Source organism: Streptomyces sp. NPDC060000 (assembly GCF_042737375.1).
Lineage (GTDB): Bacteria > Actinomycetota > Actinomycetes > Streptomycetales > Streptomycetaceae > Streptomyces.
This window is the reverse complement of record NZ_JBHWUU010000084.1, coordinates 18,366-43,236: the sequence shown is the minus strand read 5'-3', so window position 1 is coordinate 43,236 and position 24,871 is coordinate 18,366. Positions and strand designations below refer to the sequence as shown.

Genomic DNA, 24,871 nt, shown 5'->3' with positions numbered 1-24,871 from the left:
AAACGTTCGTGTAATTGTTTACTAACCCTGTATCCCCCCCCGGTAAGGGGGGCCGTTTTGCTAACCCCGCTGCGGGGCCGACGTCGTTCGTACGGCAGCCGACTCCCCGGCCCACCAGACACCCCGGCCCACCCAACGCCCTCCCGCTCCCACCCGCCGCACCAAGCCCCACCGCCTCCCCACTCACCACGCCCCCACACCCGTTCCAGCCAGCCAGCCCGTGCGGCCTGCCCGCGGCGCTTCCACGGGCGCCGAACTCAGGGCATCCGTCCCAGCCTGTGCGGCCTGTCCGCGCCGCCTCCGCGGCCACCCCGCTCAGGGCATCCGTCCCCGGCGGTCCGGCCGGGTTGAGACCCCGCCGTGCCGCTCCCACGGGCCACCGCGGCCAGGGCTCCGTCCCCGTCAGTCCGTGCGGCCTGCCCGCGGCGCTTCCGCGGGCGCCGAACTCAGGGCATCCGTCCCAGCCTGTGCGGCCTGTCCGCGCCGCCTCCAGGGCATCCGTCCCCGGCGGTCCGGCCGGGTTGAGACCCCGCCGCGCCGCCCCCACGGGCCACCCCGGCCAGGGCGTCCGTCCCCATCCGACCGCACCTCCTCCTCGGTCGCAGCCGAAGCGCCTCGCTCCTACCCGACCGCACCGCCTCCTCGACCGCCACTGCCGACGTGTGCGTCCTGCCCGCACCGCCTCCGGGGCACATGCGCACCGTCTCTGGGACCCGGCGCCCGCCGGTGTGTCGCGCCCGCCCGACAGCGCTGCCTCCTCGGCCACCGCCGCCGACGCGCACCCTTCCTGCCCGGCCGCACCGCCTCCGGGGGTGTCACCGCAGATGCGCGCACCCCCGGCCGCACCGCCCTCCGGGCCGTCATCGCCGACCAGTACCCCTCCCGCCCAGGCGTACGGCCTCCTCAAGGTCGACTCGCACCACTCTGCTCGTCGGCGCTGCTTCAACGGCCGCCACCACATACGCGCGCCCCTCCCGCCTGCCGCACCGCCCCCTGCACCCCCACTACAAACGCGCACCCGTCCCAGTCCAGCCGGGTCGCCCCCCAGATCACCGCCACCAACACGCGCCCCACCTCGCGCACCCACCCCACGCGCCCCACCCCTAGCTCCCCGCACGCAGCGACGCCACCCTCGCGCGCCCTCTCGACGAGCGCAACCTTCCAGCGCCACCACAAGCCACAAGCCACAAGCCACAAGCCACAAGCCCCGCTCGCCGCACCCGCGCCACTCCCGAACACCTCGCGCCGCCCACCCGAGCGGTCACGCCGCCGCACGCCACAACTCCGTTCATCCGTCGCGGCAGGCACGCGCCTTCCGAACAACTCCTCTCCACCCGGGCGGATTTCGACCTCCCGGGCCCGGCCACTCCGACCGATCGGCGGTTCGGCGCCTCGAACAGGCGCCCCTCACCTGCGAGTTCACCCGTCAGATGACCACGTGCCGCCCGTGCACGCGCAGTTCGCCGCAGGGCCCGCGCACAAGAAATTCCTGTCCGAATCATTGACGCTCCCTCAACCCCCTCGTACCTTGTGCCAGCAAGCGCTTTCTTGAAACGATTCATGCAAGCGGCAACGACGCTGCGGGGAGGGCCCGACTGTGGGAACCAGCAGGAATGTTGAGAGGCGAACGATCCTGAAGGCCGCGGGGGCGACGGCGGCCACACTGGGCCTGGCCGCGACCACGGGGTGCGGGGGAGACAGTGGTACGTCGGCGGACGGGACCGTCACGATCCGTTACGCGTGGTGGGGTTCCGAGGACCGTGCCCAGCGGATCAACAAGACCATCGCGCTCTTCGAGAAGAAGTATCCGAAGATCAAGGTGAAGACGGACTTCCAGCCCTATGGCGACTTCTGGAAGAAGTTCAACACCCAGGCCTCCGGTGGCAATCCGCCGGATGTCTTCCAGAATGCCATTGGATTCCTGCGCAAATACGACGCGAAGAATGTGCTGCTGGATCTCGGCGGGCAGGTCAAGGCGGGCAATCTCTCCATGGACGGCTTCCGGGCCGGTCTCGACAAGTTCGGCGAGGTCGACGGCAAGCTCCTCGGCGTCCCGGTCGGTTCCAACTCGATGTCCCTGGTGATCGACAAGCCCGTCTACACCAAGGCCGGCGTGAAGCCCGTACAGGGCTGGACCTGGGACGACTTCGACGCGGCGATGAAGAAGATCCGCGACAGGACGGGCCGCGCCGGCGACAGCGGCATGTACGGCGTGATGTACCTGTACGACCTCTATCTGCGGCAGAACGGCAAGGCGTTCTTCACCCAGGACGGTCTCGGCTTCACCGAGGCGGATCTGACGGACTGGTGGACGAAGGCCAAGAAGGGCGTCGAGGAGGGGCTCTACGCAGATCCCAAGAAGGTCGCCCAGATCAAGCCCAAGTCGGCGGTCTCGGGTGAACTCGCCGCCAGCGAGTTCACCTGGGACAACTTCACCGTGCGCTACACCTCCGAGGGCAAGAGCGAGTACGGTCTGGCGCCCATTCCGACCACGGACGGCAAGAAGACCGGTCAGTACCTCGGGTCCCTGATGCTCAGCGCGTCCAAGCGGACCCAGCACCCCAAGGAGGTCGCCCGGTTCATCGACTTCATGGTGCACGAGCCCGAGGTCGCGAAGATCATGGGCTACGACCGCGGTGTGCCGGCGACGCAGGCGCAGTACGACGCGTTCCAGCCGACCGACGAGGTCAACAAGGCGATCGCGGCCTACGAGGAGTCCCTCGTGAAGGCGGGGGTCCTGGAGCAGATCACCCCGCACCCGAACGGCGCCGACATCTGTGAGGCGGCCTTCCTGCGTATCGCCGAGGAACTGGCCCTGGGAACCCGCTCGGTGAGCGAGGCCGTCAAGCAGTTCTTCACCGAGTCGAAGACGGCTCTCGGCAGCTGATGGGAACCACCGTGACACACGCCCCTGCGATGGAGGACCTGGTCAAGGACTCCGAGCCGCGGCACGGTCCGGTCGACTCCTCGCGCCCCGCCGCCCTCAAGCGGCGGGGCCGCCGGGAGAACCTGGCCGGCTATCTCTTCATGTCCCCGTGGATCGCCGGATTCCTGCTGCTGACAGCGGGACCGATGGTCGCCTCGCTCTACTTCGCGTTCACCGACTACAACCTGTTCGACGCGCCGAAGTGGATCGGGTTCGACAACTTCTCCGAGATGTTCGGCGACCCGCGCTGGCGCCACTCGGTGCGGGTGACGCTCTGGTACGTCGTCGTCGGTACGCCGCTCAAGCTGCTGCTCGCCCTCGGAGTGGCGCTGCTGCTCGCGCAGAAGCGGCGCGGCCAGGCCTTCTACCGGGCCGCCTTCTACGCGCCCTCACTGATCGGGGCGAGCGTCTCCGTGGCGATCGTCTGGAAGGCGATCTTCACGGACGACGCGATCGTGGACCGCACGCAGAAGGTCTTCGGGATCGATGTCGGGGGCTGGACCGGCGACCCGCAAATGATCATCTACAGCCTGGTGGCGCTCACGGTCTGGCAGTTCGGCGCCCCCATGGTCATCTTCCTGGCCGGCCTCAAACAGGTGCCGCGCGAGCTGCACGAGGCCGCCGAGGTCGATGGCGCGGGCAGGCTGCGGCGGTTCTGGAACATCACCCTGCCGATGATCTCCCCGGTGCTCTTCTTCAACGTCCTGCTGGAGACGATCCACTCCTTCCAGATCTTCAGCTCGGCGTACATCGTCGGCGGCGGCGCCGGCGGCAACGCCTGCGGTCCCGCCGACGGGTCGATGGTCTATACCTGCTACCTCTACGTCCAGGGCTTCGAGAACAGCCGGATGGGCCTGGCCTCCGCCATGGCCTGGATGCTGCTCGTCGCGGTCGCCCTGGTGACGGCGGTGCTGTTCTGGTCCCAGAAGCGCTGGGTGCACTACGAGGAGGGCGCCCGATGAGCGCGCAGGCCACCGACAGCACGCCGGCCCGGCCAACGAAGGCGGGCGACCTCCGTCGCAGGCTGCCCGGCTCCCTCGCCTGGCACATCGGGTCCCTCGCGATCCTCGCGGTGATCCTCTATCCCGTGATCTGGGTCATCGGCGGTTCCTTCAAGAAGAGCGAGGACATCGTCGGGAGCCTCGACCTCTTCCCGGGCGACCCGATCGTCTCGAACTACACGGGACTCGCCGACGGCATCGCGGACATCCCGATCTCCACCTTCTTCGTCAACTCGCTGCTGCTCGCGGTCGGCTCCGTGGTCGGGATCGTGGTGTCCTGCTCGCTGACCGCGTACGCCTTCGCGAAGATCAGGTTCGCGGGGCGCAATCTGCTGTTCACGCTGATGATCGGCACGCTGCTGTTGCCGTACCACGTGCTGCTGATCCCGCAGTACGTGCTGTTCCGCAACATGAACATGATCAACACCTACACCCCGCTCCTGCTGGGGAAGTACCTGGCCACGGAGGCGTTCTTCGTCTTCCTGATGGTGCAGTTCATGCGCAACCTGCCCAGGGAGCTCGACGAGGCGGCCCGCCTCGACGGCTGTGGACATCTGCGCATCTACTGGTCGATCGTGCTCCCGCTCTGCCGCCCGGCCCTGATCACCAGCGCGATCTTCACCTTCATCAACTCCTGGAACGACTTCATGGGCCCGCTGATCTACCTCAACGAACCCGACAAGTACACGGTCTCCCTCGGACTGAAGATGTTCGTGGACCAGGAGGGCCTGGCCAACTACGGCGGCATGATCGCGATGTCGCTGGTCGCGCTGCTGCCGGTGCTCGCCTTCTTCGTCGCCTTCCAGCGCTATCTGATCGACGGTATGGCGACGTCCGGACTGAAGGGCTGACCCGGCATGGCCGAGGCACGCGTCAGGGCCAGGTCCCCGCGCGGGGAGTCCGTCTTCGCGGAGCGGTTCGCCGTGTTCGCCGAGTGTCTCCTCACCGGGGTGTGGATCGCGGTGGCCTCGCTGGCCGTGGTCACCTACCCGGCCGCCTTCGCCGCGGGGTCGCGCCACCTGCGTCGGCGGATCGCCCATGAGACGGGCGGCCTGCGGGAGTTCGTCGCGGACTTCCGGGTGGCGGTGCGCGGCGGATGGCTCGCCGGACTCGCCGGGTGGGCGGCGGTGGCCGTGGTCTGGGTGGACGTCCGGGCGGTGCGGGCCGGGATCCCCGGCGGGCCGCCGGCCGGCGCGGTCGGCGTCCTGGCGCTGATCGGGCTCGCGGTTGCCGGCCTGCGCGCGGCGGCCGTGTGGACGCCGGGCGCGACCTGGCGGGCGCTGCTCGCCGAAGCGGGCCGCCGGACCGTGCTCGACCCCGTCGGCTCCTTCCTGATCGTCGGCGGACTGGCCGTGGTGGCCGTCTCCGCCTGGTTCGTCGCGCCGCTGGCGGCTCCCGTGCTCGGGGCCGTCGCGGCGGCGGCCGTCGCGGTGGAGGAGCGCCGCCGGCGCCGCTGACGGGCGGTGCCCCTCGACCCGGATCGGCGCTCCGGCGCCGCATCTTCGTCTGTCATGCCCCTGACCATTCGCAAGGAACCGCTCCCCGCACTGCTCCCGCACTCTTCCCCGCCCTGCTTTTCGCAACGCCTCCCGCGCTGCCTCCCGCACGGAACGGAAAGGAAAGGCTGTATCTCTATGTCTCCCATTCCCCGCAGGTCCCTCCTCAGGGCGGCCGCCGTCGCCGGTGCCGCCGCACAGTTCAGCTGGGCGCTGGGGGCGAAGGACGCCGAGGCCGCGCCCCGAGCCGCGGCGGCGGACGCGGACCCGGTGCCCCTGGACTGGCTGGAGGACGGCGGCCTCGGCGCCGCCCCCGGGTCCACACTCGGCGTGCCCTGGCCCATGGGCACGTACCAGGAGGACCAGACCTTCGCGCTGACGGACGCCGACGGCAAGGACGTCCCCGTACAGTCCTGGCCGCTCGCGTACTGGCCGGACGGATCGCTGAAGTGGACTGCCCACGCGGTCGGTTCGGGCTCCGGCAGGCTCACCCTCGCCGCCGGCACCCCCGCCGCTCCCGCCAAGAAGGTCACCGTCGACAGGAGCGGCGGCACCATCGACGTGTCGACGGGTGTCATCACCGCGAGGATCGGCAAGTCCGGTTCGACCCTCATCAAGTCCGTCACCCGCGGCTCCACCGAGATCGCCAGGAACGGCCGGCTGGTCCTGATCCGGCAGCCCGAGATCGAGGACGAGGACCAGGGCACCGTCAGGACCGAGCGTTTCGAGGGTGCCATCGACGGTGTCACCGTCGAGCAGTCCGGCCCGGTCCGCGCGGTCGTGCGCATCGACGGCAAGCACCGCAAGGGCAGCCGCAGCTGGCTGCCGTTCTCCATCCGCCTCTACTTCTACGCGGGCGCCGACTCCTTCCGCATGGTCCACACGATCACGTACGACGGGAAGCAGGAGCCCGGCAAGGCGAGCGGCGACTTCATCCGCGGGCTGGGCGTCCGCTTCACCGTCCCGATGCGCGACGAGTCCTACGACCGGCACATCCGCATCGGCGGCGAGGGCACCGGTCTGCTGCGCGAGGCGGTCAAGGGCATCACCGGTCTGCGCCGTGACCCCGGCGCGGCGGTGCAGGCGGCCCAGTACGCCGGCCAGAAGCTGCCCGACCCCGCCACCTGGGACCAGCGGGTCACCACCCGCCTCCAGTACATCCCCGAGTGGGGCGACTACACCCTCTCCCAGCTCTCCGCCGACGGCTTCACGCTCCGCAAGCGCACCAGGAAGGGCTACGGCTGGATCGGCGCCGGCGGCGGCAAGCGGGCCTCCGGGTTCGGGTACGTCGGCGGGGCGAGCGGCGGGTTCTCCTTCGGCCTCAGGGACTTCTGGGAGAAGCATCCCGCCCAGCTGGACATCCGCGACGCGCACACCGACGAGGCCGAGGTCACCCTCTGGCTCTGGTCGCCCGAGGCGCAGCCCATGGATCTGCGCTTCTACCACGACGGCATGGGGCAGGACACCTTCCCCGAACAGCTCGAGGGCCTCAACATCACCTACGAGGACTACGAGCCCGGCTTCGGCACCCCCTACGGCATCGCCCGGACCTCCGAACTCCTCTTCTGGGCCAACGAGTCGACGCCCGCCCCCGAGAAGCTCGCCGAGCAGGTCGAGGCCGTGCGGGTGCTGCCCCAGCTCGCCGCCCCGCCCAAGCAGCTCATCAAGGCCAAGGTGTTCGGCCCGGGCCTGTACGCCGAGCCGGACCGCTCCACTCCCGCCAAGGCGAAGATCGAGGATCACCTCGACTTCCTCTTCACCTACTACAAGGGGCAGGTGGAGCAGCGCCGCTGGTACGGCTTCTGGGACTACGGCGACATCATGCACACCTACGACACCGTCAGGCACACATGGCGGTACGACATCGGCGGCTACGCCTGGGACAACTCCGAGCTGTCGCCGGACCTCTGGCTCTGGTTCGCCTACCTGCGCAGCGGCCGCGCGGACATCTTCCGCTTCGCCGAGGCGATGACCCGGCACACCGGTGAGGTCGACGTCTACCACCTCGGCCAGTGGGCGGGCCTGGGCACCCGGCACGGCGTGCAGCACTACGCCGACAGCGCCAAGCAGCAGCGCATCGCCAACACCACCTACCGCCGCTACTACTACTTCCTCACCGCCGACGAACGCGTCGGCGACCTCATGCACGCCAACGTCGACTCCGACGAGACGTTCCTCGCCCTGGACCCGCTGCGCAAGATCCGCACCGAGCCGTACACCCCCGACCGGCACGCCCTGTCGATCAGCTTCGGCACCGACTGGAGCGGCCTGGTGTCGGCGTGGCTGACCGAGTGGGAGCGCAAGGGCCCGAAGTGGGAGAAGGCCAAGGCCCGCGTCCTGTCCACCATGGAGACCATCGGCGCCCAGCCCAACGGCTTCGTCCAGGGCAGTGGCCTGTACGACCTCGACACCGGAAAGTTCGCGGTGGCAGCGGCCCCGGTCGTCGGCGTCTCGCACCTGTCCGCGGTCTTCGGCCTCAACGAACTGTGCGCCGAACTCATCCACCTGGTCGACATCCCGAAGTTCAAGGAGGCCTACCTGGACTACTGCCGCTACTTCAACGCCACCAAGGCGGAACAGGCGGCGCGCTACGGCAGCAACTTCGGGACCCTGCTGCTCTTCCAGGGCCATTCGCGTCTCGACGCGTACGCCGCCGTCCAGACCGGCGACGCGGCGCTCGCCAAGCGGGCCTGGACGAAGTTCTACGGCTCCGACGGCTACACGGAGTCCTCGCCCTGGAAGACGGAGCCGCTGAGCGGCCCCGCCACCCTGGTCGCGGGCAGCGAGGCCGCCTGGGTGGCCACCAACGACACCGCCCTCTACGGCCTCGCCGCCATCGAGAACCTGGCACTGCTCGGCGACAAGATGCCGTAGGGAAGGGCTAGTTCATCCTCCCCAGGACCTCCCGCACCCGCCGGACATCGCGCAGCCGCTGCTCGTACGTCGCCCCGAGTGCGAGCAGCAGCAGCCCGGCGAGGGCGGGAGGCACCCAGCGGGGGAGCGCGTCGGTCACCTGGACCAGATACGGGCCGAGCTCGTGCAGCGCGTCCAGGGCGAGCACCGAGCCGCCCAGCACGAGCGGCGCCCGGAGCCGGTGCCGGGCGCCCAGCAGCGTGAGCAGCAACGCGGCCGCGCCCAGCAGCAGCGGGCGGGTCCACTCGGTGTCTCCCCAGGCCGTGGCGAGGCTCGGCAGGAGCGTGACGGTCAGACCGGGACCGTACGCCGTCCAGGACGACGCCACCGGGTCCCGGCGCCGGCGCAGGGCCCCCACGAGCAGCGCCGGGACCGTGACCGGCAGCGTGTACGCCTCCGGCAGGCCCACCCGCCAGGCCGCCAGCCGGACCCACGTGGCCAGCACGAAGAGGACGACGGCCGCGTATCCGACGGAGCGGCGCTCCGAGCGTACGGCCGTGCCCGCCGCGATCACCGCGCACAGGGACAGCACCAGGGCCAGCAGGGGCGGGTCGACCACCGCGAGGCCGATGGCCACGAGCGCGGCGACGGCCCCCGTCACCTCGACCGCCACCGTCGTCACGGAGTCGTCGAGCCGTGCCGCGACCAGGGCCGCGGCCACCGGGACGACGAGCACCAACAGCGCGATGTGCTCCGGCCGCCAACCGGCGGACGCCCCCACGGCGCAGGCCAGGGCCGTGGCGTGGGCGAGGGAGGCGGCCGCGGCCACCGGCGCGGTCCGGCCACGCCACGCGGCCACCGCGAACACGGCGGTCAGCGACGCGAGAACGGCGAGAGTCGCGGGCTCGGCGGCCAGGGAGAGGAGGGCGAGGCTGAGGGAGGTGAGCAGGGCGAGCCCGGCGGCCGGCCAGGCCACCCGTCCCGCCGGCACCGGAACCGGCACCGGTTTCAGTGTCAGTGTCAGTGCCAGTAGTGCCGACACCATGAGCCCTTGGATCAACAGGGCGGCGGTGTAGGGCAGTTGCAGGGCTGTGGGAGCGACGAGTACGGCGGCCCACGTCAGTGTCAGCGCGGCGGTCAGCGCCCGCGGGCGCCACTGCTCGCTCCGGACCGCCGTCACCAGGACCACGGCCACCGCGGCGAGGATCAGCGGCACCGTGACGGCGTACGGCGGCCAGTGGGCATCGCCCGTCACCGCGGCACGGGCGTCGGCCGGAACCCCGGACCAGGTGTGCCGGAGCCAGGCCGCCGGTCCCAGCAGGGTGACGCCCACGGCCGGCGCCGCCCACAGCACCGCGCCCGCCTGCACGGCGCCGGAGGCCAGGGCGACACCCCGGCGCACCGCCTCCGGGCCCCGCACGGCGGCCAACAGCGCGATCCCGCAGGCCAGATAGCCCGGCACCGCCCAGTCACCGGGTACCGACACCCGCAGGACGCCGCCCAGACCGGCCACCAGGCAGAGCGCGCCGGTCGCCGCCGTACCCGTCACGAGTTCCGGCCGGGGCGCGAACCGGGCCACGCCCAGGGCGATCGCCGCAGCGAGGAGGAGGAGCGCCGCCGCACGGGCGGCGGCGCTCGGACCGGCCGCCCCCAGGGAGAGCAGACCGGCCGCCAGGACGCCCCAGCCGCCCGTGCCGAACCCGCACACCACGGCGACGAGACGCACCGGCCGTTCGGTGACCCGCAGCGCGAGAACCGCGTCGAACGCCGCCGTCAGCAGCGCCGCGGCCGTGACCGTGAGCGGGCCGCCACCGAGGGCGATCGTCCAGAGCACAAGGGGGAGTTGCGCGACCGCCAGAGCGGCGGGGTGGGGCAGTCGCAGTGCCGCCGGGCCCGGCAGCGCGGCGAGCGCCGTGCCGTACGCCGCCCACACCGCCGCCAGCGCCGTCGACGCGGCGGCCGCGTACGTCGTGCCGTCCGCCGCCGTGAACACGACCTCGTACAGGGCGTACGCGTCCAGCACCGTCAGCGCCAGGCCGAGGCCCGCGACCGACTCGGCGGTCGAACGCAGCCCCCGCCGCAGCAGCGCCACGGGCGCGCCGAGCACCGCCAGCGTGACCGCGCCGAGCACCAGAGAACGGCCGGCGATCCCCAGATGCCCCCAGCTGACCAGCGTGAACACCATCGCCGCGATGGTGAGCAGAACGCCGCCCAGCACGAGGAGGACGTTCTGCACGCCCGGGGCGGTCGCCTCGGGGCGCGAGGGCGGTCCCGGCGGCGTCGGCCCGTTCGGCCAGACCGGCGGGACCGGCTGTACCGCCTGCTGAAGCGTCGTGATCAGCCAGGCGCGGCGGGCCAGCAACTGGGCCCGTCGGGCGTCCAGTTGCCGGAGCTCGCTGTCGAGGAACCGCAGCTCCTCGGCCGGGGGCGGAAAATACGTCATGTGCCGGAGTGTGGTCCGTGTCATGCCCGACGGCATGGGCGCACGTACTCAGAACGTACTCAAGTGCCGTCGGCCGGCTTGCCGGCTCTCCGCGCGGGCACACTCGGCCCATGGACTGGACCCGTTACCGCTTCCGCAGCCTGTGGGCCCTGCCCGCACCGCCCGCCCGCGTGTACGAGGCGCTGGAGCGGGTCGAGGACTACCCGCGCTGGTGGCACCAGGTGCGCGAGGTCCAACGGATCGACAGCGAGACCGGCGTCATCCGCATCCGCTCCCTCCTGCCGTACGACATGACCTTCACCGCGCGTGAGGTGCGGCGCGACGCGGCGGCCGGAATCCTGCAGAGCGCGTTGTCGGGCGACATCGACGGCTGGGCGCGCTGGACGGTCACCGCCGACGGCTCGGGCACCCTCGCCCGCTACGACCAGGTGGTCCAGGTCGGCAAGCCGCTGCTGAGAGTGCTCGCCGTCCCCGGGCGGCCGCTGTTCCGCCTCAACCACCGGCTGATGATGCGGGCCGGACGGAGTGGCCTGACCGCATACCTGGAAGCGGTTTGAAGGAAGCCCGCGAAGCCCTGTATTGTTCGGTGCGTTCCCGGGCGATTAGCTCAGTGGGAGAGCGCTTCGTTCACACCGAAGAGGTCACTGGTTCGAACCCAGTATCGCCCACCGGGAAGGGCCGGTCCGCATCACGCGGACCGGCTTTTTCGTGTGCGCCGGCCCGGCCTACGCCGCCGCCGGCAGCTCCGGGCGCACCGGCCAGGAGGTGTCCACCGTCTCCGGGGTGCCGCTGCGCGCGAACCACGCCTGGAGCCCTCGGGCCTGAGCCGCGTGCCAGGTCGTCTGGAGCGTGTGCAGCTCGGCGGGGGACAGCCGTTCCAGCCGGGCCGCGAACCGCCGGCCCAACGCCCGGACGACCTCCAGTGCGGCCAGCGCGTCCGCCGCCGCGTCGTGCGCGTCGGCCAGCGTCACGTCGTAGTGCGCGCACAGGGCGGTGAGCGTGCGCCGGCCCTTGCGGTAGCGGTCCAGATGCTTGTCGAGGACCCGCGGGTCCAGCACCCGCAGCGGTGTCGCGTCCAGCCAGTCGCCCAGCGCCGAGGCGCGGTGCCTGCGCAGCTCACGGTCGAGCAGCGTCAGGTCGAACGGCGCGTTCATCACCACCAACGGGCGTCCCGCGGCGGCTTGTTCGGCGAGCAGCTCGGCTATCTCGAACATCACCGGGGACGGCCAGCGGCCGTTGCGCTGGAGATGGTCGTCCGTCAGCCCGTGCACCTCCGTCGCCCCGGCGGGCACCGGCACGCCCGGGTTGACCAGCCAGCGGCTCACCCGCGGCCGCGCCCCGGGCGCGTCCTGGACGACGAGGGCGGCCGACACGATCCGGTCGGTCTCCACGTCGACGCCCGTCGTCTCCGTGTCAAAGGCGGCCAGAGGCCCCTCGTACCAGTACGTCATACCCACACAACCCCTCGTTCACCCAGAGCAGCTGACGCCCCGTCTTCTGCCTGTTTGGTGATACCCGGGCTGTTTGCGCCGTACGCCGGAAGGACACAACACGAGTACGGGTCATCGCAGTTCAGCGGCCCGTCACGGGGACTGGCTTTGCGTGGAAGGCTGTTGGTCATGGCGATAGCGCAGCCCGAGCGGAGCGGGCTGCTGCCCGAACGTGAGGGGCTTCACCGCGGCACGCTCGCCACCACCGCCTGCATGGAGACACTCCAGGTGGGTTATCTGCACGCCGTCGCGGCGGCAGCGGGGTGCTCGCTGTCCCAGCCGTTCCCGGACAACGGGATCGACTGGCACGTCAGCCACAGCGCACCCCAGCACACCGTCGACGACGAGGTCACCATCAAGGTGCAGCTCAAGGCCACCTACCAGATCCGGCCCAACCCGCCGGGCCGCTTCTTCTCCTTCACGCTCGACAACGACCACCTGCGCAAGCTCGCCCGCACCCCGGTGTCGGTGCACAAGATCCTGGTCGTGATGCTCGTCCCGAGGTCCCAGGACCAGTGGCTGCGGGCCGGCCACGACCGCCTCGACCTGCGGCACTGCTGCTACTGGGTCAATCTCGCCGGCCATCCGATCACCGGCCGGACCCGGACCACCGTGCGGATACCGACCACACGCATCTTCGACGACCGGGCGCTGTGCGAGATCATGACGCGGGCCGGGACGGGAGGCAGACCATGACCCACCGCCCCCTCGACGAGCCACTGCGGCCGGTACGGCCGCACCCCGAGGCCCACTGGAACCAGCCTCCCGAGCCCGGCGAGGTCGACCCGGCCGTCCTCGGCGCCCTGCTGCGCCGGCACGGCTGGCAGCGGCGCGGCGGGGCGGCGGGGCGCTACGGCCGCTGGACCCCGCCCGGACCGGGCGGCGGCGGGACCAGCCTCCTCGTGCCGGAGAGCCGGGCCTTCCCCGACAGCGACGACCTGCTCGGCGAGGCGCTCCTCGCGCTGACCCGCAGCGGCACACCCTCCGCGCGCGAGGTGCTCGTCGGGCTCGCCGTACCGAGCGACGAGATCCGCTGGTGGCGGGACGCGCCGTCCGGGCCCGCGGGGGCCGCCTCCTGGGCCGTCGAGGAACAGCTGCGCGGTGCCGCCCGTCAGATGCTGCTGGCCGGGGCGCTCGCCACGCGCGCGCGTGCCGGCTACTACGGCGCCCGGCACCGGCGCGCGGCCCTCGCGACGCTGGAGAGCGTCCTCGTCGGCTCCGCGGCCGGCGGGCGCCGTCTGACGGCCTTCGCGCCCGTCGCGGGCGCCCGCCCCCTCGCCGTACGTCTCCACCAGGCGCTGTACGCGGTCCGTGAGGCCATCGACTACCAGCGGGCCACCGGCGGGATGGACGCCTTCGACGGCGCCGTGGAGGCCGGCGTCAGCCGCGAGCTCACCGAGGCGCTGATCGCCCTCGTCCGGGGCACCGAGGGTGCCCGCGTCGCCGTCGAGTGGGCGCCGGCCGCCGGGGTCCCCGAGGCGTGCGCCGCGAGCGGCGAACCGGTCGAGTTCTCGCCCGGCGACCTGTCCGTGCTGCGCGAGGCCGGCGCCCGCTATCTCCGCGAGGAGCCCGCCGTGCCCGTGCGGGTCACCGGCACGGTCGTCCGGATGCGCAGGTCGGGGCCGCGCGGCGCGGGCAGCGTACGGCTGCGGGTGCTGGCCGGCGCCGACATCCCGCACGTCCGGCTCACCCTCGACGAGGAGGACTACCGCATCGCCGGGCAGGCCCATCTGGTCGGGCTGCCGGTGAGGGTGCAGGGCCGGCTGGAGAGCAGGGGCGGCTTCCGCAGGCTCACCGGCGCCTGCGGAGTCGTACCCGTGCAGGTCGACGAGGCCGAGCGGGACCGGCTGATGAAGTCACTGCAGGAGAATCTCGACTACTTCGAGGAGGCCTGCGGCGGGGAACAACTGGGGGACTGATTTCGCGGTCGGCGGGTGCGGGTCGGTACGATCGCCTCTTGCGCGCGCTCACGGTATGGCGCCGCACCCCCTTCAGTCAGGAGAGACCGGTGTCAGACGTCCGTGTGATCATCCAACGCGATTCCGAGCGGGAAGAGCGCACGGTGACGACGGGCACCACGGCCGCCGACCTCTTCGCCGGCGAGCGCTCCGTCATCGCCGCGCGCGTGGCCGGCGAGCTCCGGGACCTGTCGTACGTGCTCGCGGACGGCGAAGAGGTCGAGGGCGTCGAGATCTCCTCCCAGGACGGCCTGAACATCCTGCGCCACTCCACCGCGCACGTCATGGCCCAGGCCGTGCAGGAGCTCTTCCCCGAGGCCAAGCTGGGCATCGGCCCGCCGGTCAAGGACGGCTTCTACTACGACTTCGACGTCGAGAAGCCCTTCACGCCCGAGGACCTCAAGGCCATCGAGAAGAAGATGCAGGAGATCCAGAAGCGGGGGCAGAGGTTCGCCCGCCGGGTGGTCACCGACGAGGCCGCCCGCGAGGAGCTCGCCGACGAGCCCTACAAGCTGGAGCTCATCGGTATCAAGGGCTCCGCCTCCACCGACGACGGCGCGGACGTCGAGGTCGGCGGCGGCGAGCTGACGATCTACGACAACCTGGACGCCAGGTCCGGTGACCTGTGCTGGAAGGACCTCTGCCGCGGTCCCCACCTGCCCACCACCCGCAACATCCCGGCGTTCAAGCTGATGCGCAACGCGGCCGCCTACTGGCGCGGCAGCGAGAAGAACCCCATGCTCCAGCGCATCTACGGCACCGCCTGGCCCTCCAAGGACGAGCTGAAGGCGCACCTCGACTTCCTCGCCGAGGCGGAGAAGCGCGACCACCGCAAGCTGGGCTCCGAGCTCGACCTGTTCTCCATCCCCGAGCAGATCGGTTCCGGCCTCGCCGTCTTCCACCCCAAGGGCGGCATCATCCGCCGGGTCATGGAGGACTACTCGCGCCGCCGTCACGAGGAGGAGGGCTACGAGTTCGTCTACACCCCGCACGCGACGAAGGGGAAGCTCTTCGAGACCTCGGGCCACCTGGACTGGTACGCCGACGGCATGTACCCGCCCATGCAGCTCGACGAGGGCGTGGACTACTACCTCAAGCCCATGAACTGTCCGATGCACAACCTGATCTTCGACGCGCGTGGCCGCTCCTACCGGGAACTGCCGCTGCGCCTCTTCGAGTTCGGGACCGTGTACCGGTACGAGAAGTCGGGCGTCGTGCACGGTCTGACCCGTGCGCGCGGCTTCACCCAGGACGACGCGCACATCTACTGCACCCGCGAGCAGATGTCGGAGGAGCTCGACAAGACGCTCACCTTCGTCCTCGGCCTGCTGCGCGACTACGGCCTGAACGACTTCTACCTGGAGCTGTCCACCAAGGACCCGGAGAAGTTCGTCGGCTCGGACGAGGTCTGGGAAGAGGCGACCGAGACGCTGCGCCAGGTCGCCGAGAAGCAGGGCCTGCCGCTCGTTCCCGACCCGGGTGGCGCCGCGTTCTACGGCCCCAAGATCTCCGTCCAGACGAAGGACGCCATCGGCCGCACCTGGCAGATGTCGACCATCCAGCTCGACTTCAACCTGCCGGAGCGCTTCGACCTGGAGTACACGGGACCGGACGGCTCGAAGCAGCGCCCGGTGATGATCCACCGTGCCCTCTTCGGCTCGATCGAGCGGTTCTTCGCGGTGCTCCTGGAGCACTACGCGGGCGCCTTCCCGGCGTGGCTGGCCCCCGTCCAGGCGGTCGGCATCCCGATCGGCGACGCGCACGTGGAGTACCTGGAGAAGTTCGCCGCGGCGGCGAAGAAGAAGGGCCTGCGGGTGGAGGTGGACTCCTCCTCCGACCGCATGCAGAAGAAGATCCGCAACGCCCAGAAGCAGAAGGTGCCCTTCATGGTCATCGCGGGCGACGAGGACATGGCGAACGGCTCGGTCTCCTTCCGCTACCGCGACGGCTCGCAGGAGAACGGCATCCCGTTCGACGAGGCCATCGCGAAGATCGCGAAGGTCGTCGAGGAGCGGACGCAGATCTGATCCGTCGTGCACGGGCCCTCGGGGAGTTCACCTCTCCGGGGGCCCTTCGCCGTTCCGGGCGCCCTGATCGCGCCGATCGCCCGGGGCGCCCGGAGTGCTCCGCGTGCTCCGGGGGTCGCCCTCCCGGGAGAACACCTGGATCAGCCATGACGAGAACGACCCGGTGACCGCGCCCAGCAGCGCCAGCCCGCACGCCATCATGCCGACCGCGATGAGCCGGCCCGAGGAGGTGACGGGGGTGATGTCGCCGTAGCCGACCGTGGTGAGCGTCTCGCAGGTCCACCACAGGGCGTCGCCGAAGGTCTTCATGTTCGCGCCCGGAGCCCCGCGTTCCTTGTCGTACACGGCGAGCGCGCCGGCGAAGCCGAGCAGCCCCGTGGACAGCCCGGCGTAGGTGATCACGCGCGCGTGCAGGGAGAGCCGGGGCTCTCCGTGGCGGCGCTGCACGGTCTCGTAGACCTTGACGATCCGCAGCGGGCGCAGCAGGGGAAGCACGACGACCAGTCCGTCCAGCCAGTGGGTCCGTACGAAACGCATCCGCTGTCCGCTGAGCCGCCAGCGCACGGCGTAGTCCACGGCGAACATCACCCATGCCGTCAGCATCACGGCGAAGCAGAGGTCCCGCCAGCCGCCCGCGATGCTGTGGGCCAGGACGTGGAAGGCGTACCCGGCGAGGAAGGCGAGGGAGGCCAGGAAGAGGGGGACCTCGGCGCGCTGCTCCCAGCGGGCCGTCCGGCTGTCTTCGTCCATCGGCCCAGCTTGGCCCGCGCGGCTTTTCCCGCAGCCCCGCCGACACGCCGCGAATGGGCGAAGCAATATGCTGCCTTGCATGACGAGTGAGCCGGAACAGCAGATCGGAGTGGGCACGCAGGACGCGTTCCAGCGTCTGTGGACGCCCCACCGGATGGCCTACATCCAGGGTGAGAACAAGCCGACCGGTCCGGGCGCCGACGACGGCTGTCCCTTCTGCTCGATCCCGGCCAAGTCCGACGAGGACGGGCTGGTGGTACGGCGCGGTGAGCACGTGTACGCGGTGCTGAACCTGTACCCGTACAACGGCGGCCACCTGATGACCGTCCCCTACCGGCACGTGGCCGACTACACCGACCTGACGGTGCCGGAGACCGCCGAGCTCGCCGAGCTGACGAAGCAGGCGATGACGGCCCTGCGCACCGCGTCCGGCGCCCAGGGCTTCAACATCGGCATGAACCAGGGGTCGGTCGCCGGCGCCGGCATCGCCGCCCACCTGCACCAGCACATCGTGCCCCGCTGGGGCGGAGACACGAACTTCATGCCGGTGGTGGGCCACACACGCGTACTGCCGCAACTCCTGGCAGACACGAGGAAGATGCTGGCGGAGGCCTGGCCGACGACGGCCTAGCAGCGGCTCAACGGCGGCCACTTTCAGCCCAGGCCCCGGCACACCAGCCCGTCCGGCGTTTGAGGACGAGGCCCCTTCAGGGCCGAAGCGGGGGGCCGGGGGGCGCAGCCCCCAGGGACGGTCACCCCAGCCCACCCGCACAAGACCCGCCCAACCGCCGGAGGCCTACGCGTCGTACGTGTCGGCCTTCCGCGGCGACACGTCCTGGACGGCCCCGCTGAGGGCCGACGAGCGCGAGCTGAACTTCTCGATGTCGACGTCGTGCTCCTTGAGCACCTTGATCGCCGCCGTGTGCACCACCCGCAGCACCGGCGTGGCCGCACGCAGCGCGTCGTCGGCCATGAAGCGGTGCCGCCAGGGCTGGTCGGCCCAGGCGTGCCGCAGACCGAAGGGCTCGGGCAGTCCGATCGAGCCGCCGAGCCACTTCAGCAGCGGCGGGTACCAGCTGATCGTGGCCCGCGCGGCCAGCCGGACCACCTCGTCGGCGGTGACCAGCGGAAGCTTGACGGTCCGGGTCTCCCAGAACCGGACGCTCTTGGCGACCTCCTTGACGGGGGCCTCGGACTTCGTGGTGAACAGACCGTTGACCGGGCCCAGCGCGTGCCCGGTGACCTCGATGCGGAGCGTCTCGTGCAGCACCGTCACCGTGATCAGCATGGTGATGATCAACTGGCCGTCCCAGAGCGGCCACTGGACGCCCAGGTAGTGCCGGTCGCCGCCGCCGAACTGCTGGTTGTTGCAGATGTCCTCTATGGCCCGCGGCTTGACCTGGTACGCCTCGACGTCGGTGCCCTCGGGCCGGGCGACCGCCTTGGCGTTCTCGCCGACCGGGGTGACGATCCAGTGCCGGACCGTGGGCGGCGGGAACCCACCGGTCTTCAGGCTCTGCCGGGGCAGCAGGTTCAGCTGGTCGTGGATGGCCCGGACGACCGTCCAGCTGCGGAACTCGTGCACGCCCTTCACGGGGTCGAGCGGCGTCAGCTCCTCGGCGAGTTGCCAGGCGCCCCAGCGCGTGCCCATGCCGAGTATGCCCTTGGGGCCGGCGTAGAAGACCGAGTTCGACTGCTGCTCGGCGCTGAGCCGGGCCAGCGACTGGCGCAGCTGCTCGGCCGCTGTCTGGTTCGGGCTGGTCGGCACCGCCTCGGGGACCTTGGCGCCGACGCTGCTGCCGGACAGCAGACTGTCCCAGCGCCCGCGCAGGTCCTTCGCGGTGCCCTCGCAGATCCGCTTGGCCAGGAACCAGCCGGCCACGGGCGCCACGACGCACCCGCGCGCGTACCAGCCGACGACACCGCTGAACGGCATCTTGACCAGGAAGAGCACGGCCAGGGCGCCCATCGCGACGAGCAGGCCGGTGCCGATGCCGGAGACCCGCCTGCTGTCCAGCTTCCCCATGGTCGCCCGCAGCTGGAAGACCAGCAGCCACACCAGCAGCCCGGGCAGGAAGAGCACCCCGCACAGCAGCATCACGCCGGTCAGCTTCTGGTCGCGCTCCCGGCGGATGCGGTTGGCCGCGAGGCAGTGCTCGACCACCGCCTGCGGCTCGCTGCCGAAGGACTGGATGAGCGGCTTGCGGCCGACGCCCAGCATGCGGTCGATCACCGCCTGGGAGAACGCCTCGCCGAGGTTGGGCCGGAAGATCCTGGCCCAGCTGCGGCCGGGACTGACCGCCGTCTGGTGCCACTCGTTGTCGGCCTTCTTGATGTCCTCGACCGGGTTGTCCCGGTAGGCCGCCGAGGCAAGGGCGAAGGTCGGCGTCTGCCCGCCGTCGCCCGTCTGCGGCACCTGTGGTCCGAAGATGTCCGCGTAACCGCTGCCAACGGTCATTCCCGCCCCCGATCGCCGCTGCTCCCGCTTCTGCGGCTTTCCCGACTTCCGTACTTCGCACACCTGTTGATCAGGTCATCAGCGTATCCGCAGGCACCTGGCATCCGTCGGCGGACGGCCGAAGCCGCCCGCCGAATCGGAGGGAAACGTTCCACCCCGTTGCCCCACCGGCCACTTCAGGGCCGCCGGGCACCAACCGTCAGCCGCCCTGCGTCTGTTGGCGGACCTTCTCGGCGACCTGCGCCGGCATCGGCTCGTGCCGGGCGTAGGTGCGCTCGAAGCGGGCCGTGCCGTGGGAGAGCGAGCGCAGGTCGACCGCGTACCGGCCGATCTCGATCTCGGGTACCTCGGCCCTGATCAGGGTGCGCCCGCCGCTGGTCTGCTCGGTGCCCAGCACCCGCCCGCGCCGCCCCGACAGGTCGCTCATCACGGCGCCCACGTAGGCGTCACCGACCAGGACGGTCACCTCGGCCACCGGTTCCAGCAGATGGATCCTGGCCTCGGCCGCCGCCTCCCGCAGCGCGAGCGCGCCGGCCGTCTGGAACGCGGCGTCGGAGGAGTCCACCGAGTGCGCCTTGCCGTCGAGCAGGGTGATCCGCACGTCGACCAGCGGATGCCCGGCCGCCACCCCCCTGCCCGCCTGCGCCCGGACGCCCTTCTCGACGGAGGGGATGAACTGCCGGGGCACCGCGCCGCCGACGACCTTGTCCACGAACTCGATGCCCGCGCCGCCCGGCAGCGGCTCCACCTCGATCTCGCAGACGGCGTACTGGCCGTGCCCGCCGGACTGCTTGACGTGCCGTCCACGCCCGCTGGACTTCGCCGCGAACGTCTCCCGCAGGGGGACCCTGTGCGGGACGACGTCCACCTGGACGCCGTAGCGGGAGCGCAGCCGCTCCAGGGCCACGTCGGAGTGGGCCTCGCCGAGGCACCACAGGACCACCTGGTGGGTGTGCTGGTTCTGTTCCAGGCGCATCGTCGGGTCCTCGGCGACCAGCCGGTTCAGGCCCTGCGAGAGCTTGTCCTCGTCGGCCTTGCTGTGCGCCTGGATGGCGAGCGGCAGCAGCGGGTCGGGCATCTGCCAGGGCTCCATGAGCAGCGGGTCGTCCTTGGCGGACAGGGTGTCGCCGGTCTCCGCGCGGCCCAGCTTCGCCACGCACGCGAGGTCGCCCGCGATGCAGTGCGTCAGACTCCGCTGCTGCTTGCCGAACGGCGCGGACAGGGCGCCGACTCGTTCGTCGACGTCGTGGTCCTCGTGGCCGCGGTCGGCCAGCCCGTGCCCCGAGACATGGACGGTCTCGTCGGGGCGGAGCGTGCCGGAGAAGACGCGGACCAGCGAGACCCGGCCCACGTAGGGGTCGGAGGAGGTCTTCACGACCTCCGCGACCAGCGGCCCGTCCGGGTCGCACGGGCTCAGCTCGCGCGGCTCGCCGTCGACCGTCGTCACCCGGGGCGCAGCGCGCTCCAGAGGCGTCGGGAAGCCCCTCGTGACCAGTTCCAGCAGCTCGACCGTGCCGAGACCCTGCCGGGCGCCCTCGGTGGCGGGGGCGGCCGCGAGAACGGGGAAGAACGTGCCGCGCGCGACGGCCCGCTCCAGGTCCCCGATCAGTGTCTTGACGTCGATCTGCTCGCCGCCGAGATAGCGGTCCATGAGGGTCTCGTCCTCGCTCTCGGCGATGATCCCCTCGATCAGCCGGTTGCGGGCCTCCTCGATGTCGGGCAGCTGGTCCTCGCCCGGTTCGGACTCCTTGCGTTCGCCGGTGGAGTAGTCGAACAGTGTCCGGGACAGCAGCCCGATCAGGCCGGTCACGGGAGCGTGCCCGTCGGGTCCCTCGGGCCCGTGCAACGGCAGGTACAGCGGGATGACCGCGTCCGGGTCGTCGCCGCCGAAGGCCTCCGCGCAGATCCGTGTCATCTCCTCGAAGTCCGCGCGGGCGGCCTCCAGGTGGGTCACCACGATCGCGCGGGGCATGCCGACGGCCGCGCACTCCTCCCACACCATGCGGGTCGAGCCGTCCACGCCGTCCGACGCCGAGACGACGAAGAGGGCCGCGTCCGCGGCGCGCAGACCGGCCCTGAGTTCCCCGACGAAGTCGGCGTATCCGGGGGTGTCGAGGACGTTGACCTTGATGCCGTCCCATTCGACGGGCACCAGGGAGAGCTGCACCGAGCGCTGCTGCCGGTGTTCGATCTCGTCGTAGTCGGAGACGGTGCCGCCGTCCTCCACGCGGCCCGCCCGGTTCACCGCTCGCGCCGTCAGCGCGAGAGCTTCCACCAAGGTCGTCTTGCCCGATCCGCAGTGGCCGACCAGCACCACATTCCGTACGGACGCGGGGTGGTCGGCCGCTGTAGCCCTGCCGGCGGCTCCGGGATGTGCGTTCGCCTTGTCGCCCATTTTCCTTGCCTCCCGTACACGGTGAGGTCACTGGGGGCGCGGGCACGACGGCCCCGCGTGCGATGGCGGCTCCGGCGACGCCCGCGGTCCTTCGAGCTTTCCACTCCCGTCACGGCGCGTCCATACGGCGGACGCGACCCGCCCGTGACCCGGATTCCGTCAGGCCGTGACACCGGGGTCCGGGTGCCCGACCGTCGCACACACGCGCGCGTGGCTACGATGGGCCAGCCGGTGGCCAGCAGGGGCCGCGCGGCGAAACCGACCCTCGGGAAGGCCATGCTGAACAAGTACGCGCGTGCATTCTTCACGCGTGTCCTCACACCGTTCGCCGCGTTTCTCATCCGCCGGGGCGTGAGCCCCGACACGGTCACGCTCCTCGGCACCGCCGGCGTGATCGCGGGCGCGCTGGTCTTCTACCCCAGGGGCGAGCTCTTCTGGGGCACGATCGTGATCACGCTCTTCGTCTTCTCCGACCTGGTCGACGGCAACATGGCGCGCCAGCTCGGCCGCACCAGCCGCTGGGGTGCCTTCCTCGACTCCACGCTCGACCGGGTCGCCGACGGCGCCATCTTCGGCGGCTTCGCCCTCTGGTACGCGGGCAACGGCGACGACAACGTCCTGTGCGCCGTCTCGATCTTCTGCCTGACCAGCGGCCAGGTGGTGTCGTACACGAAGGCCCGGGGCGAGTCGATCGGCCTGCCTGTCGCCGTCAACGGGCTGGTGGAGCGCGCCGAGCGCCTGGTGATCTCCCTGGTCGCGGCCGGGCTTGCGGGTCTGCACAAGTTCGGCGTGCCCGGCATCCAGGTGCTGCTGCCGATCGCGCTGTGGATCGTCGCCGTCGGCAGCCTCGTCACGCTGATCCAGCGCGTCGTCACGGTCCGCCGGGAGTCGGCCGAGGCGGAGGCCGCCGCGGCCGAGGAAGTCCAGGGACACGAGGCGCGGGGGAGCGAGGCCGCGAAGTGAGCGCCCAGGAGCGCCTGACCGACGCGCTGTACGGCCTCGGCTGGAGCACCGTCAAGAAGCTTCCCGAGCCCGTCGCCGTGCGCCTCGGCCGCACCGTCGCCGACCTCGCGTGGAAGCGGCGCGGCAAGGGCGTGCGGCGGCTGGAGAGCAACTACGCGCGTGTGGTGCCGGACGCGAGCCCCGAGCGCCTGGCCGAGCTCTCGCGCGCGGGGATGCGCTCCTATCTGCGCTACTGGATGGAGTCCTTCCGGTTGCCCGCCTGGAGCGCCGAGCGCGTCAGCAACGGGTTCGTCCCCAAGGACGTGCACCACCTGACCGACGGGATCGCGTCCGGCAGGGGCGTCATCGTGGCCCTGCCGCACATGGGCAACTGGGACCTGGCCGGAGCCTGGCTCACCACCGAGCTCCGGACGCCCTTCACCACCGTCGCCGAGCGCCTCAAGCCGGAGACGCTGTACGACCGGTTCGTCGCCTACCGGGAGGGCCTCGGCATGGAGGTGCTGCCGCACAGCGGCGGTACCGCCTTCGGCACCCTGGCGAGGCGGCTGCGCGACGGCGGGGTGGTCTGCCTGGTCGCCGAGCGCGACCTGTCCGCCTCCGGGGTCGAGGTGAACTTCTTCGGGGACGTCGCCACGATGCCCGCCGGACCCGCCCTGCTCGCCCAGCAGACCGGCGCGCTGCTGCTCCCCGTCACGCTCTGGTACGACGACTCGCCCGTCATGCGGGGACGGGTGCATCCCCCGGTCGAGGTACCCGAGTCAGGTACGCGGGCCGAGAAGACGTCTGTCATGACACAGTCGCTGGCAGACGCCTTCGCCACCGGCATCGCCGACCACCCGGAGGACTGGCACATGTTGCAGCGGTTGTGGCTCGCGGACCTGGAACCCCGCCCGTCGGACGGGGACGCCGCGTGAGAATCGGCATCGTCTGCCCCTACTCCTGGGACGTACCCGGCGGCGTCCAGTTCCACATCCGCGACCTGGCCGAGTACTTCGTCCGGCTCGGCCACGAGGTGTCCGTCCTGGCCCCCGCCGACGACGACACCCCGCTGCCGCCGTACGTCGTCTCGGCCGGCCGCGCGGTACCGGTGCCGTACAACGGCTCGGTGGCGCGCCTCAACTTCGGCTTCCTGTCCGCCGCGCGCGTGCGGCGCTGGCTGCACGACGGAGCGTTCGACGTCGTCCACATCCACGAGCCGACCTCGCCGTCGCTCGGTCTGCTGGCCTGCTGGGCCGCCTCCGGCCCGATAGTGGCCACCTTCCACACGTCCAACCCGCGCTCGCGCGCCATGATCGCCGCCTACTCCATCCTCCAGGCCGCCCTGGAGAAGATCAGCGCGCGGATCGCGGTCAGCGAGTACGCCCGGCGGACGCTGGTGGAGCACCTCGGCGGGGACGCGGTCGTCATCCCCAACGGGGTCGACGTCGACTTCTTCGCCGGGGCCGAGCCCAACCCCGAGTGGCAGGGCGGCACGATCGGCTTCGTCGGGCGCATCGACGAGCCCCGCAAGGGCCTGCCGGTCCTGATGCGGGCCCTGCCGAAGATCTTGGCCGAGCGGCCGGACGCGCGGCTGCTGATCGCCGGGCGCGGCGACGAGAAGGAGGCGGTGGAGAACCTGCCGAGGGAGCTGCACGCGCGCGTGGAGTTCCTCGGCATGGTCAGCGACGAGGACAAGGCGCGCTTCCTGCGCAGCGTCGACCTGTACATCGCGCCCAACACCGGTGGCGAGAGCTTCGGCATCGTTCTCGTCGAGGCCATGTCGGCGGGAGCCCCGGTACTCGCCTCCGACCTGGACGCCTTCGCCCAGGTCCTCGACCAGGGAGCGGCCGGCGAGCTGTTCGCCAACGAGGACGCGGACGCGCTGGCCCGGGCGGCGGTACGGCTCCTGGGCGACCCGGAGCGCAGGGCCGAGCTGCGGGAGCGGGGCAGCGCGCACGTACGGCGCTTCGACTGGTCCACCGTCGGCGCGGACATCCTGTCGGTGTACGAGACGGTGACGGCAGGCGCGGCGGCGGTCGCGGCCGACGACGACCGGGGATCGGCGGGTCTGCGGGCCCGGCTCGGGCTGGCGCGGGACTGACCCGCCCCACCGCCGCTGGGGTCACGGGTAG

Annotated in this window: 18 protein-coding genes and 1 tRNA gene; 14 read left to right on the top strand and 5 right to left on the bottom strand. The window is 71.3% G+C overall.

Going from position 1 to position 24,871, the window contains the following annotated elements:
* The first annotated feature begins 1,597 nt into the window (after positions 1–1,597).
* The 5 genes from ACFWBB_RS34500 (at position 1,598) to ACFWBB_RS34480 (ending at position 8,297) form a co-directional block, all read left to right on the top strand.
* The gene (locus ACFWBB_RS34500; RefSeq protein WP_385280610.1) at positions 1,598–2,887 is read left to right on the top strand and encodes an ABC transporter substrate-binding protein; all 1,290 of its coding nucleotides are present in this window, start codon (positions 1,598–1,600) and stop codon (positions 2,885–2,887) included.
* Entirely contained in the window at positions 2,887–3,888 is a 1,002-nt protein-coding gene (locus ACFWBB_RS34495; protein ID WP_385280607.1) for a carbohydrate ABC transporter permease, read from the top strand. The genes ACFWBB_RS34500 and ACFWBB_RS34495 overlap by 1 nt, the downstream gene beginning before the upstream one ends.
* Positions 3,885–4,778: a carbohydrate ABC transporter permease gene (locus ACFWBB_RS34490; RefSeq protein WP_385280604.1), complete on the top strand. Its 894-nt coding sequence runs from the start codon at positions 3,885–3,887 to the stop codon at positions 4,776–4,778. The genes ACFWBB_RS34495 and ACFWBB_RS34490 overlap by 4 nt, the downstream gene beginning before the upstream one ends.
* Positions 4,779–4,784: 6 nt before the next feature.
* Positions 4,785–5,384 (top strand): hypothetical protein, encoded by a 600-nt coding sequence (locus ACFWBB_RS34485; protein WP_385280602.1) that lies wholly within the window; start codon positions 4,785–4,787, stop codon positions 5,382–5,384.
* A gap of 177 nt (positions 5,385–5,561) precedes the next feature.
* Entirely contained in the window at positions 5,562–8,297 is a 2,736-nt protein-coding gene (locus ACFWBB_RS34480; protein ID WP_385280599.1) for a Tat pathway signal sequence domain protein, read from the top strand.
* Positions 8,298–8,304: 7 nt separating this feature from the next.
* On the opposite strand, the gene ACFWBB_RS34475 is transcribed toward ACFWBB_RS34480, so the two are convergent.
* Positions 8,305–10,755 carry an SCO7613 C-terminal domain-containing membrane protein gene (locus tag ACFWBB_RS34475; RefSeq protein WP_385280596.1) on the bottom strand — a complete coding sequence of 817 codons (2,451 nt, stop codon included), beginning with the start codon at positions 10,753–10,755 and terminating at the stop codon, positions 8,305–8,307.
* Between the two features lie 74 nt (positions 10,756–10,829).
* Between ACFWBB_RS34475 and ACFWBB_RS34470 the strand changes: the two genes are divergently transcribed.
* The gene (locus tag ACFWBB_RS34470) at positions 10,830–11,276 is read left to right on the top strand and encodes an SRPBCC family protein (protein WP_385280593.1); all 447 of its coding nucleotides are present in this window, start codon (positions 10,830–10,832) and stop codon (positions 11,274–11,276) included.
* Positions 11,277–11,315: 39 nt separating this feature from the next.
* Positions 11,316–11,387: transfer RNA gene (locus ACFWBB_RS34465), tRNA-Val, on the top strand.
* Between the two features lie 57 nt (positions 11,388–11,444).
* Here ACFWBB_RS34465 and ACFWBB_RS34460 read toward each other — a convergent pair.
* On the bottom strand, positions 11,445–12,170 hold the full coding sequence (locus ACFWBB_RS34460; protein WP_385280590.1) for a 3'-5' exonuclease: 726 nt from the start codon (positions 12,168–12,170) through the stop codon (positions 11,445–11,447).
* Positions 12,171–12,338: 168 nt separating this feature from the next.
* Between ACFWBB_RS34460 and ACFWBB_RS34455 the strand changes: the two genes are divergently transcribed.
* The 3 genes from ACFWBB_RS34455 to thrS all read left to right on the top strand — a co-directional run bounded on the left by ACFWBB_RS34455 (position 12,339) and on the right by thrS (position 16,194).
* A complete protein-coding gene (locus tag ACFWBB_RS34455) occupies positions 12,339–12,905 on the top strand; it encodes a DUF4365 domain-containing protein (protein ID WP_385280587.1) in 567 nt (188 codons plus the stop codon).
* Positions 12,902–14,128, top strand: coding sequence for a hypothetical protein (locus ACFWBB_RS34450; RefSeq protein WP_385280584.1), 1,227 nt, complete (start codon positions 12,902–12,904; stop codon positions 14,126–14,128). The genes ACFWBB_RS34455 and ACFWBB_RS34450 overlap by 4 nt, the downstream gene beginning before the upstream one ends.
* An 89-nt stretch (positions 14,129–14,217) precedes the next feature.
* Positions 14,218–16,194 (top strand): threonine--tRNA ligase, encoded by a 1,977-nt coding sequence (thrS, locus tag ACFWBB_RS34445; RefSeq protein ID WP_385280582.1) that lies wholly within the window; start codon positions 14,218–14,220, stop codon positions 16,192–16,194.
* 27 nt (positions 16,195–16,221) lie between these two features.
* On the opposite strand, the gene ACFWBB_RS34440 is transcribed toward thrS, so the two are convergent.
* Positions 16,222–16,944 carry a potassium channel family protein gene (locus ACFWBB_RS34440; RefSeq protein ID WP_385280579.1) on the bottom strand — a complete coding sequence of 241 codons (723 nt, stop codon included), beginning with the start codon at positions 16,942–16,944 and terminating at the stop codon, positions 16,222–16,224.
* Between the two features lie 67 nt (positions 16,945–17,011).
* Between ACFWBB_RS34440 and ACFWBB_RS34435 the strand changes: the two genes are divergently transcribed.
* Positions 17,012–17,575, top strand: coding sequence for an HIT family protein (locus ACFWBB_RS34435; protein ID WP_385280576.1), 564 nt, complete (start codon positions 17,012–17,014; stop codon positions 17,573–17,575).
* 165 nt (positions 17,576–17,740) lie between these two features.
* Here ACFWBB_RS34435 and ACFWBB_RS34430 read toward each other — a convergent pair whose 3' ends face one another.
* Both ACFWBB_RS34430 and ACFWBB_RS34425 read right to left on the bottom strand, forming a co-directional pair.
* Positions 17,741–19,402 carry a hypothetical protein gene (locus ACFWBB_RS34430; RefSeq protein WP_385280574.1) on the bottom strand — a complete coding sequence of 554 codons (1,662 nt, stop codon included), beginning with the start codon at positions 19,400–19,402 and terminating at the stop codon, positions 17,741–17,743.
* Positions 19,403–19,601: 199 nt separating this feature from the next.
* A complete protein-coding gene (locus tag ACFWBB_RS34425; protein WP_385280571.1) occupies positions 19,602–21,797 on the bottom strand; it encodes an elongation factor G-like protein EF-G2 in 2,196 nt (731 codons plus the stop codon).
* A 219-nt stretch (positions 21,798–22,016) separates the two neighbouring features.
* Here ACFWBB_RS34425 and pgsA point away from each other — a divergent pair, with 219 nt between their 5' ends.
* The 3 genes from pgsA to ACFWBB_RS34410 are packed head-to-tail and all read left to right on the top strand — an operon-like array spanning position 22,017 to position 24,840.
* A complete protein-coding gene (gene pgsA / locus ACFWBB_RS34420) occupies positions 22,017–22,760 on the top strand; it encodes a phosphatidylinositol phosphate synthase (protein ID WP_385280614.1) in 744 nt (247 codons plus the stop codon).
* Entirely contained in the window at positions 22,757–23,674 is a 918-nt protein-coding gene (locus tag ACFWBB_RS34415) for a phosphatidylinositol mannoside acyltransferase (RefSeq protein ID WP_385280569.1), read from the top strand. Before pgsA ends, ACFWBB_RS34415 begins: the two co-directional genes overlap by 4 nt.
* A complete protein-coding gene (locus ACFWBB_RS34410) occupies positions 23,671–24,840 on the top strand; it encodes a glycosyltransferase family 4 protein (RefSeq protein ID WP_385280566.1) in 1,170 nt (389 codons plus the stop codon). The genes ACFWBB_RS34415 and ACFWBB_RS34410 overlap by 4 nt, the downstream gene beginning before the upstream one ends.
* The last annotated feature ends 31 nt before the right edge of the window (positions 24,841–24,871 follow it).

What these genes read in the sequence shown, in the direction of transcription:
- ACFWBB_RS34475 (WP_385280596.1), bottom strand. Translation starts at nt 10,755, where the DNA reads ATGCCGTCGGGCATGACACGGACCACACTCCGGCACATGACGTATTTT.
- ACFWBB_RS34430 (WP_385280574.1), bottom strand. Translation starts at nt 19,402, where the DNA reads ATGACCGTTGGCAGCGGTTACGCGGACATCTTCGGACCACAGGTGCCG.
- ACFWBB_RS34435 (WP_385280576.1), top strand. Translation starts at nt 17,012, where the DNA reads ATGCTGCCTTGCATGACGAGTGAGCCGGAACAGCAGATCGGAGTGGGC.
- ACFWBB_RS34455 (WP_385280587.1), top strand. Translation starts at nt 12,339, where the DNA reads ATGGCGATAGCGCAGCCCGAGCGGAGCGGGCTGCTGCCCGAACGTGAG.
- ACFWBB_RS34425 (WP_385280571.1), bottom strand. Translation starts at nt 21,797, where the DNA reads ATGGGCGACAAGGCGAACGCACATCCCGGAGCCGCCGGCAGGGCTACA.
- ACFWBB_RS34480 (WP_385280599.1), top strand. Translation starts at nt 5,562, where the DNA reads ATGTCTCCCATTCCCCGCAGGTCCCTCCTCAGGGCGGCCGCCGTCGCC.
- ACFWBB_RS34470 (WP_385280593.1), top strand. Translation starts at nt 10,830, where the DNA reads ATGGACTGGACCCGTTACCGCTTCCGCAGCCTGTGGGCCCTGCCCGCA.
- ACFWBB_RS34440 (WP_385280579.1), bottom strand. Translation starts at nt 16,944, where the DNA reads ATGGACGAAGACAGCCGGACGGCCCGCTGGGAGCAGCGCGCCGAGGTC.
- ACFWBB_RS34450 (WP_385280584.1), top strand. Translation starts at nt 12,902, where the DNA reads ATGACCCACCGCCCCCTCGACGAGCCACTGCGGCCGGTACGGCCGCAC.
- ACFWBB_RS34495 (WP_385280607.1), top strand. Translation starts at nt 2,887, where the DNA reads ATGGGAACCACCGTGACACACGCCCCTGCGATGGAGGACCTGGTCAAG.
- ACFWBB_RS34485 (WP_385280602.1), top strand. Translation starts at nt 4,785, where the DNA reads ATGGCCGAGGCACGCGTCAGGGCCAGGTCCCCGCGCGGGGAGTCCGTC.
- pgsA (WP_385280614.1), top strand. Translation starts at nt 22,017, where the DNA reads ATGGGCCAGCCGGTGGCCAGCAGGGGCCGCGCGGCGAAACCGACCCTC.
- ACFWBB_RS34490 (WP_385280604.1), top strand. Translation starts at nt 3,885, where the DNA reads ATGAGCGCGCAGGCCACCGACAGCACGCCGGCCCGGCCAACGAAGGCG.
- ACFWBB_RS34460 (WP_385280590.1), bottom strand. Translation starts at nt 12,170, where the DNA reads ATGACGTACTGGTACGAGGGGCCTCTGGCCGCCTTTGACACGGAGACG.